General features: G+C 64.9%; 15 protein-coding genes. 5 read left to right on the forward strand and 10 right to left on the reverse strand.

What is annotated here, in order from left to right; all coding sequences use genetic code 11:
- Positions 1–683 precede the first annotated feature (683 nt).
- A complete protein-coding gene (locus ACMZ91_RS07875) occupies positions 684–3,332 on the reverse strand; it encodes an excinuclease ABC subunit UvrA (protein ID WP_414576515.1) in 2,649 nt (882 codons plus the stop codon).
- A 179-nt stretch (positions 3,333–3,511) separates the two neighbouring features.
- Here ACMZ91_RS07875 and ACMZ91_RS07880 point away from each other — a divergent pair, with 179 nt between their 5' ends.
- The 4 genes from ACMZ91_RS07880 to ACMZ91_RS07895 all read left to right on the forward strand — a co-directional run bounded on the left by ACMZ91_RS07880 (position 3,512) and on the right by ACMZ91_RS07895 (position 5,399).
- Entirely contained in the window at positions 3,512–3,790 is a 279-nt protein-coding gene (locus tag ACMZ91_RS07880; protein ID WP_049463391.1) for a hypothetical protein, read from the forward strand.
- 125 nt (positions 3,791–3,915) lie between these two features.
- On the forward strand, positions 3,916–4,170 hold the full coding sequence (locus ACMZ91_RS07885; RefSeq protein WP_049463392.1) for a hypothetical protein: 255 nt from the start codon (positions 3,916–3,918) through the stop codon (positions 4,168–4,170).
- Complete coding sequence (locus ACMZ91_RS07890) at positions 4,167–4,589, forward strand: low affinity iron permease family protein (protein ID WP_049463393.1); 423 nt, start codon at positions 4,167–4,169, stop codon at positions 4,587–4,589. Before ACMZ91_RS07885 ends, ACMZ91_RS07890 begins: the two co-directional genes overlap by 4 nt.
- A gap of 312 nt (positions 4,590–4,901) precedes the next feature.
- Positions 4,902–5,399 (forward strand): YciE/YciF ferroxidase family protein, encoded by a 498-nt coding sequence (locus ACMZ91_RS07895; RefSeq protein WP_049463394.1) that lies wholly within the window; start codon positions 4,902–4,904, stop codon positions 5,397–5,399.
- 39 nt (positions 5,400–5,438) lie between these two features.
- Here the strand turns inward: ACMZ91_RS07895 and ACMZ91_RS07900 are convergent, their stop codons facing one another.
- The 4 genes from ACMZ91_RS07900 to ACMZ91_RS07915 form a co-directional block, all read right to left on the reverse strand.
- Positions 5,439–6,173 (reverse strand): DNA-formamidopyrimidine glycosylase family protein, encoded by a 735-nt coding sequence (locus ACMZ91_RS07900; protein WP_049463395.1) that lies wholly within the window; start codon positions 6,171–6,173, stop codon positions 5,439–5,441.
- Positions 6,166–6,927, reverse strand: coding sequence for a DUF72 domain-containing protein (locus ACMZ91_RS07905; RefSeq protein WP_049463396.1), 762 nt, complete (start codon positions 6,925–6,927; stop codon positions 6,166–6,168). The genes ACMZ91_RS07900 and ACMZ91_RS07905 overlap by 8 nt, the downstream gene beginning before the upstream one ends.
- The gene (locus tag ACMZ91_RS07910) at positions 6,924–7,331 is read right to left on the reverse strand and encodes a BLUF domain-containing protein (RefSeq protein ID WP_414576611.1); all 408 of its coding nucleotides are present in this window, start codon (positions 7,329–7,331) and stop codon (positions 6,924–6,926) included. The genes ACMZ91_RS07905 and ACMZ91_RS07910 overlap by 4 nt, the downstream gene beginning before the upstream one ends.
- Positions 7,332–7,628: 297 nt before the next feature.
- The gene (locus ACMZ91_RS07915; RefSeq protein ID WP_049422351.1) at positions 7,629–7,847 is read right to left on the reverse strand and encodes a hypothetical protein; all 219 of its coding nucleotides are present in this window, start codon (positions 7,845–7,847) and stop codon (positions 7,629–7,631) included.
- Between the two features lie 324 nt (positions 7,848–8,171).
- Here ACMZ91_RS07915 and ACMZ91_RS07920 point away from each other — a divergent pair, with 324 nt between their 5' ends.
- Positions 8,172–8,564, forward strand: a complete 393-nt coding sequence (locus tag ACMZ91_RS07920; protein WP_049463399.1) for a response regulator — start codon at positions 8,172–8,174, stop codon at positions 8,562–8,564.
- 112 nt (positions 8,565–8,676) lie between these two features.
- Here ACMZ91_RS07920 and ACMZ91_RS07925 read toward each other — a convergent pair whose 3' ends face one another.
- The 5 genes from ACMZ91_RS07925 to ACMZ91_RS07945 form a co-directional block, all read right to left on the reverse strand.
- Positions 8,677–9,105, reverse strand: coding sequence for a BLUF domain-containing protein (locus ACMZ91_RS07925; RefSeq protein WP_049463400.1), 429 nt, complete (start codon positions 9,103–9,105; stop codon positions 8,677–8,679).
- Between the two features lie 157 nt (positions 9,106–9,262).
- Entirely contained in the window at positions 9,263–9,955 is a 693-nt protein-coding gene (locus ACMZ91_RS07930; protein WP_277778437.1) for a glycosyltransferase family 2 protein, read from the reverse strand.
- Positions 9,952–10,539, reverse strand: coding sequence for a class I SAM-dependent DNA methyltransferase (locus ACMZ91_RS07935; RefSeq protein ID WP_049463402.1), 588 nt, complete (start codon positions 10,537–10,539; stop codon positions 9,952–9,954). Before ACMZ91_RS07935 ends, ACMZ91_RS07930 begins: the two co-directional genes overlap by 4 nt.
- Positions 10,536–11,294, reverse strand: a complete 759-nt coding sequence (locus tag ACMZ91_RS07940) for a PIG-L deacetylase family protein (protein ID WP_049463403.1) — start codon at positions 11,292–11,294, stop codon at positions 10,536–10,538. The genes ACMZ91_RS07935 and ACMZ91_RS07940 overlap by 4 nt, the downstream gene beginning before the upstream one ends.
- Complete coding sequence (locus ACMZ91_RS07945; RefSeq protein ID WP_277778436.1) at positions 11,282–12,223, reverse strand: acyl-CoA dehydrogenase middle domain-containing protein; 942 nt, start codon at positions 12,221–12,223, stop codon at positions 11,282–11,284. Before ACMZ91_RS07945 ends, ACMZ91_RS07940 begins: the two co-directional genes overlap by 13 nt.
- Positions 12,224–12,306 lie beyond the last annotated feature (83 nt).

A 12,306-nucleotide genomic window follows, 5' to 3' on the forward strand; every position in this document is an offset into this window, starting at 1 on the left:
GCCACTACGCATGCGGGACCATTGAGGATATGAATTCAAGGTCCAATCATAAAGGGGCCATAGGCAGGTACATCCGTGCACGCAACCTTTCTCCAGGCCCTCTCAGCGTCGAAGGTGACAGCGGTGGGCCGGTCTTTTCGAACAATGCGGCCGTTGGCGTCATTCACGGCCGGGGCGGTGAAGACACGGGATTTGAGAACGACCTGTTCTACATGCCCATCGAGCGGGTTTCAGCACTTGGCGTTTCCGTATTGACGGAGGCCTTTGAAGTTACCGGCATCGCAGATCGAACTGAAAATTATTTCAGGCCATTTTCCGTTCCGGTTGCGTACAAGGGAGTTCCGAAGTTCCCTATAGAGTTGACGCTGGAGCGCCCGGTGTGCCCGAGCGGGCCCTGCGAACCTGCCACGGAAACGTTGCCGGACAAGATGCCCTCCCCGCTCAACTACACATGGGCCTGCTTCTACCCCATCGTGCTCTACCCGCCTCCCGTCATTCCCCCTCCCCCGTTGACCTGGAGGGAGCGGATTACCTTGAAGGATGCGTCTGGAATCACCGCCGAGCCCGTTGAGTACAACCTGCACTGCAGTGGATGCCCTGATTGTCCATAGCCCGCATCTGTTGATGAGTGCAGTGCTGGAACCACGTGCGTGGATTCTTCGTCAGCCGAGCATGGCTCGGCTCTACATAAGAGCCAGCTCCCTGGCAAGGAACGGCGCCGTTCTGCTGCCTTTGGCGCGCGCCACCTGTTGCGGCGTTCCCTTCGCGACGATGGTGCCCCCTGCCCCGCCAGCGCCGGGGCCGACATCAATCACCCAGTCCGCCTGTGCAACCGCGCGCATGTCGTGCTCGATCATCACCACCGTATTGCCCGCGTCCACCAGCCGCTGCAGCTGCACCAGCAGCCTGTCCGCATCCGAGGCATGCAGGCCGGTAGTGGGTTCGTCCAGCACGTACAGCGTGCGCCCGCGTTGGCTGCGCTGCAGTTCGGTGGCCAGCTTGATGCGTTGCGCTTCACCACCGGAAAGCTCGGTGGCCGGTTGGCCGAGCCGCAGGTAGCCCAGCCCGATCTCCTGCAGCAACTGCAGCGGCCGGGCAATGGCCTCTTCCTCGCTGAAGAACGCATGCGCCTGGTCAACCGTCATCTGCAGAACCTCGGCGATGTTGCGGTCATTCCATTGCACGTTCAGCGTGGCGTCGTTGTAACGGGCGCCGTGGCAGGTGGGGCACGGCGCATAGACGCTGGGCATGAACAGCAGTTCGACACTGACGAAGCCCTCGCCTTCGCAGGTATCGCACCGGCCCTTGGCCACGTTGAACGAGAAGCGACCCGCATCGAAACGACGGCGGCGCGCGGCGGGTGTCGCGGCGAACAGCTTGCGTACGTGATCGAACAACCCGGTATAGGTGGCCAGGTTGGAGCGTGGCGTGCGGCCGATGGGCTTCTGGTCGACCTGCACCACCCGCTGGATGGCGCCTACATCGCCTGCCAATGTGCCCCGCGTCGTTTCAATCACGGTCGGGCCGTCGGTGGGCGCGCTATCGGCGCTGTCGTCCGCGGGCTCATGCCCGAGGTGCAGCAGCAACAGCTCGGGCAGCGCCTGCGCCATCAGGCTGGACTTGCCGGAGCCGGAAATACCGGTCACCGCCGTCAGCAGCCCCAGCGGCACCTGCGCGTCCACGCCCCGCAGGTTGTGGCGGTGGATGCCCTTCAATTCCAGCCAGCGGTTGGCGCTGCGCTGTTGGCTGGCAGGCGCCGGCACCTGATCGAACAGATGCAGGGCCGTGCGCGACTCCTGGACGTGGCGCAGGCCATCGGGCTCGCCACTGTAGAGCACGCGCCCGCCGTGTTCCCCCGCCTGTGGGCCCACATCCACCAGCCACTGTGCGCGGCGCATCAACTCCAGGTCATGTTCAACCACGAATACCGAGTTTCCGCCGTCGCGCAGCCGCTCAAGCGCGTCGTACAGCGCCTGGCTGTCGGCAGGATGCAGGCCGGCCGAGGGTTCATCGAGCACATACAGCACGCCAAACAGCAACGAGCTGAGCTGGGTGGCCAGCCGCAGGCGCTGCAGTTCGCCGGCCGACAGGGTTGGCGTGGCGCGGTCCAGCGAGAGGTACCCCAGGCCCAGGTCACGCAATTGCCGTACACGGGCCATGACCCCGCCTGCCAGTCGTTGTGCTGCCAAGCGCTTCTCTTCGGACAGGGCGGAGGTCAGCCGCACGTCGGGGGCACCCTCGTGAGTCGCCTGGCCACTCGTGGCCCTCCGGGCGCGATCGCGGGGTGTCGCGCTCCTGCTGGTGCGAGCGCCCTTGCTGTGCGCGCCGAAATCACCTTGTGCGATGGGCTCCAGCAGCGCCGCCAGCTGGTCCAGCGGCAGCCGCATGAACTCACCGATATCCACGCCGGCGAAGGTGACCGAGAGTGCCTCCGGCTTCAGGCGTTTTCCGTGGCAGGCCGGGCACAGCCGGCCTTCCATGTAGCGCGACACGCGCTTGCGCATCAGCGCGCTCTGGGTATTGGCAAAGGTGTGCAGCACGTAGCGGCGCGCGCCGGTATAGGTGCCCATGTAGCTGGGCTCCTGCTTGCGCTTCAGTGCGGCGCGGGTCTCGGCGGGCGTGAACCCGGCATAGACCGGCACGCTGGGGGCCTGCTCGGTGAACAGGATCCAGTCCCGGTCCTTCTTCGGCAGCTTCTTCCACGGTATGTCGATGTCGTAGCCGAGCGTGACCAGGATGTCGCGCAGGTTCTGGCCATGCCATGCCGGCGGCCAGGAAGCGATGGCGCGCTCACGGATGCTCAGCGACGGGTCCGGAACCATAAGCGCTTCGGTTACTTCGTAGACATGCCCCAGGCCATGGCAGGTGCTGCAGGCGCCCTGTGGCGTATTGGGCGAAAAGTCCTCGGCGTACAGCATGGGCTGGTTGGCCGGGTACGCACCGGCACGCGAGTACATCATGCGCACCAGGCTGGACAGCGTGGTCACGCTGCCCACCGATGAACGCGCATTGCTGGCGCCGCGCTGCTGCTGCAGGGCCACTGCCGGCGGCAGCCCGTCGATGGCATCCACATCGGGCACGCCCGCCTGGTCGATCAGGCGCCTTGCATAGGGCGCGACGGATTCGAAGTAGCGCCGCTGCGCTTCGGCGAACACGGTACCGAAGGCCAACGATGACTTGCCGGAGCCTGATACGCCGGAGAACACCACCAGTGCGTTACGCGGAATGGAAACGTCGACATTCTTGAGGTTGTGCTCGCGGGCACCACGCACCTCGACGCAACCGCTGGCGGCGGCAGCGCATGACGATTCACCAAAGGGGGTGTTGGACATTTCAGCGTTCCTGCATTCGGCGGGCGGGCCGCGCAATGGGCGCGCCCGGTAGGCCATTCTCGCTGCTGCGGAGTGAATGGTGTGAGGGCGCAGGAGGTGGAATGCCACCTTCACCCCCCTTGCTACGCCGTTGCGCGGCCAAGGGCTAGCGTGAGTCATCTGCACGATAGGAGGCGATCATGCATCCCGATGTACTTGGCTGGATCGCCACGGCGGTCCTGATGGCGACGTTGATCCGGCAGATGGTGAAGCAGTGGCAGTCGCCAAACCCCGAGGCGGTATCGAAGTGGCTGTTCGTGGGCCAGATGACCGCGTCCGCGCTGTTTACCGTGTACAGCGCGATGCTGGGCAGCACCGTCTTCGTGGTGACCAATGCGATGTTGCTGTTGACGGCCGTGGTGGGCCAGGTGATGGCCTGGCGCCGTCGCGGCCGACCCCGAACACCCCCGCCCTGCTGATTGTTAACGCGCTTTGCCTGAAGGCTTGACGCCACGTTGCTCCGCCCTTGATGGGGCCGCTCACGATGCAGTTCCTATGCTGGGCGCGCCACCTGAGCCGTGGCACCCAACCTGGAGACCGCACCATGCAACGTGATCAGAAAGACCTTCCCCACCCGGACCCGGAAGCGCAGAATCCCGATCCTGTCAGTCCACTGCAGGCGAAGCTGCACAACCGCCGCAACCATGACGAAGCGCTGCAGGAAACCTTCCCCGCCAGTGACCCGATCTCTCCCTTTGTTGCTGCACCAACCCCCGAAGAGCAGGCCAAGCGCCTTGGGGAGCGGGTCACGCTGCCAGACCGCCGCACGGATAAGGAGGCCGCGGGAGGTGACGCGTGATCGGGCGCGGTTTTGCCCGTGTGGCGGCCGCAACGGCACGATTGTCCGGCAGCCTGGGCGCATTCGTCGCCGCGCTGGGGGTGATCATCACTTGGGCCGCCAGCGGGCCGGCCTTCCACTTCAATGATACGTGGCAGCTGGTGGTGAATACGGGGACGACCATCGTGACCTTCCTGATGGTGTTCCTGATCCAGCATACGCAGAACGCCGATACGGCCGCGCTGCACATCAAGCTGGATGAACTGATCCGGGTCAGCAAGGATGCCAACCAGGAGCTGTTGAACCTGGAATCGATGGAGCCCGCTCACCTTGAAGAGATACGCCAGCGTTACGAGGCACTGGCGAAGACCGCTGCAGACATCAAGTTCAAGAAAGAGCGTTGCATGCCTTGCGATGCGGACGCGGCCGCCGAGGCCTGAAGGGGGCCGCGACGGCGGCAGACCCGCGTGGGGATGTCCTGGTGCAAGGCGCTGCCCGGCAGGGCTTGCAGCGCTGTTCCGACGGAGGCCATCGACCGGGGACGCAAGCAGCCCCAAGCTACGATGCCATCGTGAAGCCATGCCGAAGGCCTGCCGGCAGCGAAATGCAGCCACACACGGTGACGGGCGCCGCTTCGTGAAGACGGCGCGCAGGCTTTCTGCTGACGTTCCCATGCAGCCTTCACCTGGCCCCTGCTTTGGCGCAACCGGGCGACGCCTACGCTGAGCGCTCCACTCAACGCGGAGCCCACTATGGCTATCAAGACGGCGGAAGACCTGTTCATCCACGAACTCTCGGACATCTACAGCGCCGAGAAGCAGCTGACCAAGGCCCTCCCGCGCCTGGCCCGTGCGGCCGAGAATCCGGATCTGGCGGCGGCGTTCGAAACGCATCTGGAAGAAACCCAGGGCCAGATCGAGCGCATCGACCAGGTGGTGGAGGTGCTTGGCATCCGCCTGAAGCGCATCAAGTGCGCGGCGATGGAGGGTCTTGTAGAGGAAGGCAAGGAGGTGATTGACAGCATCGACATGGGCCCTGTGCGTGATGCCGCGCTGATTGGTGGCGCGCAGAAGGTCGAGCATTACGAAATTGCGTCCTACGGCACCATCGCCGCGCTGGCCAAACAGCTGGGCTACAAGGATGCCCTCCCCTTGCTGCTGGAGACGCTGGAGGAAGAGAAGGCGACCGATGAAAAGCTCACCCTGCTGGCCAAGGGCGGCGGCAACGCCAAGGCCGCGCAGGCTGCCTGAGCCGCGGGGAATGCAGCCCGGCCGCCATGGAAGGCGGCCTCAGGGTTCGTACAGCACCTGGTCGTTCGGGCAGAAGAAGGTGCGCCGCCGGGTGGTACCCATGTACAGCTTGCTGATCGGGCCACCGCAGACCGGGCAGATCCTGCGCGTATGTACCTGCCAGTGCTTCTTCAACGCGAAGCGGCGCTTCCACTCCAGGAAATCGAAGCTGTAGGCGCGTGCCTGCGTGATCAAGGCGGTGAGCTTGCGCGGCGGCAGGTTGCCCAAGCGAGTGGCCGGGTGCACGCCTATGCGGAACAGCACCTCGTTCTTGATGATGTTGCCGACGCCGGCGAAGACGGTCTGGTCCAGAAGCGCGTCACAGACCAGGACGTCCGGCATTGCCTTCAGCTTGCGCCGAGCCAGCTTCGGATCCCAGGCATCGTTCAACACATCCGCGCGCCAATCATAGACGTCGTCCAATGGCTCGCCAATGAGCTTTACGGAACAGGCATAGAAGTTCAGCTCGCCATTGTCGAACCCCAGGGACACCCGCGCAGGGGTTGGCTTCCGTTCGTCGATGCGCCAGCTGCCGAACATCATCAGATGGATGCGCAGGGTCTGGTGGCTGAACTCCAACAGGAAATGCTTGCCCCAGCTTCGAACGGTTTTCACCCTGCGTCCTTGAAGTGGCGACAGATCGATCCGGCTGTTCCCTGAAACCGCGCGGACGACGTGCCCTTTGAAATGCCTCGCAGCCTCGCACAGCAGGACAATGGATGGGCCCTCAGGCATGCTCGTCCTCCTGCAGCAAGGCCTGCAGGCGCAGGGCGTTGCTTGTGGCGTGGCCCAGCGCGGTATTGTCCAGTACGAACCAGACTGATCGTTGCGTGTCGGCTTCGCGCCGCAGCCGTTGCGCCAACTCCGCCAGGGTCTGTTCACAGTACGCACTGCGATAGATCTGTGGCTGGCCGTGCCAGCGCCAATAGCTCCAGGAGCGGTCCCCGCCAGGAATCGCGGCTGAGGGCGCCCGTGCCGGGTCCGCGGCAACCCGTGCAACACCATGGTCGCTCAGCAGGGCGTCCGCTTCCGTAGTGAACCAACTGGGATGGCGCGGCTCACAGGCCACATCGACCTGGACGCGTTCGCGCAGACCCTGCAGAAAGCTCTCCGCCGTCGCCGGTTCGTATGCCAGGCTGGGTGGCAACTGGAGCAACAGCGGACCCAACCTGTCACCCAGTGCCAGCACCCCATCAAGGAACCGCTGCAGCGGCGGCATTGCATCGCGAAGCCGATGTTCATGGCTGATCGAGCGCGGCATCTTCACTGCGAAACGGAAATGGTCCGGTACGCTCGCAGCCCACCGCGCATAGGTACTGGGCAAGTGCGGACGATAGGACGAGGAGTTGATCTCGACCATGGGCAGGCGGGTGGCATAGCGTTGAAGAACGCTATTGCCCTGCCCAAAGGCTTCCTGCGCCGACCGGGACAGGGACCAGCCGGCACAACCGATGCGTACCGGACCAGACGGCGACGGAGTTGTATTCATCGCGCCACCCAGCCGTCAGGTTCGATAGCGCGGCTGGCAACGCCTTCCAGATTTGATTGCGTCACCCACAACAGGCGATCGAGCGCGCTGGTGCCTGAAGCCAGCGCCGATGCGCTGCGCACGAAGCCTGTCCAGTCGGAGATGGCGATCTTTCCCAGCGCCAGTTCATCCACCCGCACGCAGCACATCCGCCAATGGGGGAACTGCCGCCGCCCCACCCTCCCCCGGTTGAGCTCAACCACGCCGCTGTGGCTGCCGGCTGCCAGGATCCGCTTGTACGCGCCGTTGACCCCAGCCTCGGGGCCTTCGAGGTACTGCAGGAAGCGGCTGCCATCAATTAACAGCGTACCGGTGACATCGGCGGATTCATTGAACAGCACCGCGTCCATCACAAGCTGCTGCAGTCATTCCGCAGTCAGGCTGTCGGACGCTTCACTTACATAGGCAATTGCGCGAAGAGGCATGACACCACCGGCTGTTGCAGACAGCCCTACCTTAGCGACGCGCATCGTACGCGCGGTGACACCGGTGTGGAGGTTGCGTCGAGCTGTGGCGTGGCCGCTGCGCATCGCGTCTACACGCAACGTGCGCTTCAGATGTGCGCACGCGTGCCAGCACATGGCGGGCTTCAGCCGCGAGGGCGGCCGGCATGGGCTGACAGTGGCAATCAAGGCGGAATGCCGTATCGGCCCAGGTCGCACTCAGGCGGTCATCGAGCTGGAGAGTGCTGCGCCCGGGAAACCCTTGGGCCTGGCCGGGTCGCGGCCCGGTTCCGCCGAAATCAGCGCCTGCATCACGTGATGCTGGACGCGATTCCCACTCTCCTCCATGCCCACGAAATACACAAAACGGCCATCGAACTTGGCCTGCGCCCCCTCCAGGGCGGTGTTGGCCTGAACGGCTCGCTTCAGCGACTTCATCCACACCCGTTCGGGTGTGCGGTCAAGCTCTACAACAACGGCGGTGCCACCGCAGTCTAGGGACATGCTCTCGACACGCAGCACGCGTGGCGAAGCGGGATCGGTTCCAGGTCGATGCATGGCAGAAGCTCCAGTGTCGAAGATGGCGGCAATAATCCATGGCCGCTGCCAAAATGCCGTCAAGGAACGCCGCGCTCTTTCCACGCCACCTCGACAGCATTGGCGACACCTTCCCAGCTTCGCACCGGGCTGACATTCCACACGCGCAGCGTTGATGCAGCACAGCACACACTGCAGTTCCCGAGGCAATACAGGCATGCGCGCATGCAACCCGATATGAGCTGGCGCAGGTGCAACCTGCTGCTGGTGGAAGATCAGTTCGATCTGGCCGCACTGATGGAGCAGGCGCTCGAAGACGGAGGGGGCCAGGTAACCCATGCGTATAGCGTGTTTGATGCGATGGGGCTGTTGGAGAAGCAGACGTTCGATGGCGCCGTGCTGGATGTGGAGCTTCGTGACGGCGTGGTCTTTCCGGTTGCCGATCGCTTGGCCGAGCTTGGCATCCCGTTCCTGTTTGTGTCTGCGGTCTACGACCAACTGGTGCCGCAGCGCCACCGAAGCGCGGCCTTCGTGGCCAAACCGTTCCACATCGCCCAGTTGCAGCAGGCCGTCCAACGCGTGATGGGCGATGCCTGCACGCCCTTGACCACGCACTGATCCTGCGTCGCAGTCAACTCAGTGGTGTGTCAGCAAGGGAAAACCCATTTCACTTGTCCTGCGCCGCCCTGCGAAATTCGGGAGGGTCGGCCTACAGCAACGCATCGACCAGTCAGGCCGCTTTAGCATAGGGTTCGACGATCGAGAGGAGCTTTTCCATCGCGGTAGCTCCCGCCTGGTTCGTCGCCGCCCGCTGGATGAAACTGGTCCAGTCAGCAAGGGCGATCATCCGCAGCTCATCCGCACTGACTGGCAGGCAGCGCATTGGCCAGAACGGCAACCGCCGTTGCCCGACACGCCCGCGAGCAAGCTCCATCAGGTCGGTGTGACTGCCGGCGCCACTGACGCGGGAGAAGGCCACATCCAGCCCGTCGGCGGGGCCCTCCATGTATTGCAGGAAGTGCCGGCCGTCGAATAGAAGCACGCCGGTCACACCCGCTGATCGGTTGAAGCGGGCCGCATCTTCCATCAGTGCTTCCAAGCGCGCGGACGTGAATCCAGCGACGGCTTCGCTGACATACACAATGGCTCTGTTCGGCATGGTGGCGCTCCTGCTCTCCCGGTCGCTCAATCTAAGGCTGGTGTCGTTGAGAGACCGTAAACGCCAAACGTGAATTGGTCACATATCGCCCGGCGAACCGGTGTTTTTAACAGCATTTCCGTTGCATCCCGCCATGGCACGCCGAAGCGGCTGATTTTCAAGCCAACAGGATCGGCTGGCCCGCCGCCGGTGCGGCGCCCAACCCGCCCATCTCCGCCAGATAGGCTGAAAACCCGCCTGTCGCGCGCCCTGCCAGGCGGGCACTGGTCATGACGAGCGGCGCCCCCGCCCACCGCACATCAGCGCCGAGACGCTGCAATGTCCTCACCAGCTGGACGTCCTCCCCGCAGTGCAGTGGCGAAAAGCCGCCTGCCGCACGATAGGCCTGGGCGGAAACACCCAGGTTCGCGCCGTGGATACGCCCATGATCGTCCTCCCATTGCTGCCGCCTCCGGAACGCCTTGCGCAGGCGCTCCTCGGCGCTGCAGTTCGTTGCGATGTCCACCAGCCCGCAGAAGACGTCCCGGCGTCCCTCAAGCTGTGCGACCAGCCACTCAGGAGGTACCTCGCTGTCCGCGTCCGTGCTCGCCAGCCATCTTGCACCCCGGCCCAGCAGCTCGGCGGCGGCGGCGGCTCGGGCGATGCCGACGCAGCGTGCATCCAACCGCAGCGTATCAACCCGTTGCTGGGCGCAGATGGATTCCGTGGCGTCCGAACAATCGTCCAGCGCAACAATCACCTCCACCGCTTCGCCACCCAGCCCGGGATTCAGGGCCGCCCTCCTGATCGACTGCAGGCACCGCTCCATGCTGGCTGCCTCGTTGTGGGCCGGAACCAGCACGCCTATCACCGCAGGCCCTCCAGTCGGGCCAACGACATCGCGCCGCGCGTCCAGCCCTGCAGTACGAAGTCCGCGTCGCGATAGTGGAAGGCCTCCTGCAGGCCTTCACCCAGGCATCGATGCACGACCTCGGTGCGGCTCGCGCGCCCCGGGAACGAGGGCAGCCAATGGCAGGCCACCAGCAGTCCATCATCACGAAGCGCTTCCCCGATACCGGTGCGCAGCTCGCGCAGCGCGCCGGCTCCCAGGTAGTAGCCCATTTCGCCGCAGACGATCAGATCGAAGCGGCCCGGCGGCCATTGCTCGGGATGGCTGGCGCAGTGGACCTGCACGTGCGGCAGGTGGGCCAGGTTGCGGCGCGCCTGGAACGCAGCACGCGGGCTGATGTCGGTTGCCAGAAGTCGCTCGCAACGGGCGGCCAGGGCCTCGGTCAGTACGCCATTGGAACAACCCAGCTCCCACCCGCGAGTGAAATGACGCTGGCTCAGGCTTGCCAGCAGCAGTGCACGCTTGCGTTCTTCATACCATCGGCTTCGGTAGCCGAACGGGTCCTCCTGCTCATGCAGGTCATCGAAGTACGGTTGCGCGCTCATGCCAGGAAAACCTCGTAGTTTCGGAAGAATCGGGTCAGTACATGCGCGGGCAGCACCGGAGGGCTGTTCAAGCCCGGCACGTCGCCCGTCTGCGTCCGGAAATGCGCGATCGCGTTTCGTTTCGCGGCCGCTACTGCTGAAATGTCGACCAGTCTGGGCACCTCCCACGCCATATGTGCACAGGCCGGATCCAGCCAGTGCCATCCCCAGACCGGGTACTCCAGACGGCGGCACCCCACCGCCCGGGCGGCGTGGCAGGCAGCACGCCCTGCCGCTTCATGGTCGGGGTGGCCATCAAACCGCCATGGCGCCAGGATCAGGTCACGCGGCTGCAGATGCTGTTGCAGCCAGCCTTCCAGGCCCTGTTCGTGCGTGCTGACCGCGCCGTCGGCGATACCCAGGTGAAATATGGAACCGGCCGGGATGCCGAGTTCGCCAAGGGCCGCGGCAAGCTCCGCCCGCCGTGCCGACCGCAAGCGCCCTGGCGTCCACCACGGCTCGCCCGGATAGCATGCTTCGCCGTCGGTCACGGCAACGACGCTCACCTCCATGCCCTGCCCCACTGCGTGATGGAGCAGTCCGCCACAGCCGAGGATCTCGTCGTCCGGGTGCGGCGCGACCACCACCAGGCGGTCATGCCCGGTGCACAGCGCGCTTGCCGGCGTAATCGGCTGCTGCCAGAGCCAATTGCAGCGCAGCCACGCCTGTTCCTGCGTTCCTTCGCCTTGCAGCGGTGCTTTGGCTACAGCGCCCATGTCGCCTCCTGGGCCGCCCGCCGCCCACCCAGCCATTCCCAATCGCGGTCGGCGTGGTTCTGGCGAAGGAACACGGTCAGGTCAGCGCAGCGGTGGGCATGGGCATCTTCCAGGCACATGGGGGCCGGGCCCAGGGCCCGACCCGCCAGATCCAGCACGCGCGTAGCCGCACGCTCGACCACGCAACGTATCCGCACCACGTCCTCGCGATGCGCCGATTCGGGCTCGGCATCGATGCGTGCCGCCAGTTCGCGAAGCAGCGCCGCTGCCGGCGCCAGCGCGAGGTCCACTTCACCCAGTAGACGTGCACGATTTCCCTCGGTGCAGGCTGATCGCATGCGTTCGGCCAACGCGACCGCTGCGCCAAACCATACCGCCGCCATACCCGCGCCTCCATGCCAGAAGCCCGGTCGTTGCAGATAGTCATCGCGAGCCCCCAATATCACCATTGGCGCGGCATCAAAGCGCACGGTGGTGGACGGAATCCCGGCCATGCCGACGGCGGGCCATGGCTCACCCGACAGCGTACCCCAGTGCTCCGCTGCGACTTGGCACAGCCACACCCCCTGAGCACTGCGAACCGTGACCAATGCGGCATCCACCCAGGCGCTGCCCGAGCACCAAGGCTTGTCCCCGCGCAGTCTGCCCTCGGCGTCGATGCGAAGTGTGCTCGCCGGGCCTTCTGCCGCCCACACAGCCCACAGTTGGCCTTCAGCAGCCAACGGTGCCTTCAACTCGGCCATGATCGCCTGCGCGTCGTAGTGCGCCTCCAGCACCTTGGCCAGGCAGAGATCTTCGCCCCCCAACGCCGCAAGCGCCCTCCAACGATCCAGTGTCTGCCCGCATCCCGGTAATGGCAGTTCAGGCTGCTGGACGAACACCTGGCGGGCGCGGTTGATCAACGATGATGGCGGCGTCGCATCCTGCATGAGGGCTTCTGCAATGAAGATATGTCATGAACGTAGGCGGCAGGCGGTCATATCACTGTCTTGGAGGTGTGGCGGGCACATGA

It is taken from the genome of Stenotrophomonas sp. FR024 (genome assembly GCF_047500745.2).
Classification (GTDB): Bacteria; Pseudomonadota; Gammaproteobacteria; order Xanthomonadales; family Xanthomonadaceae; genus Stenotrophomonas; species Stenotrophomonas maltophilia_A.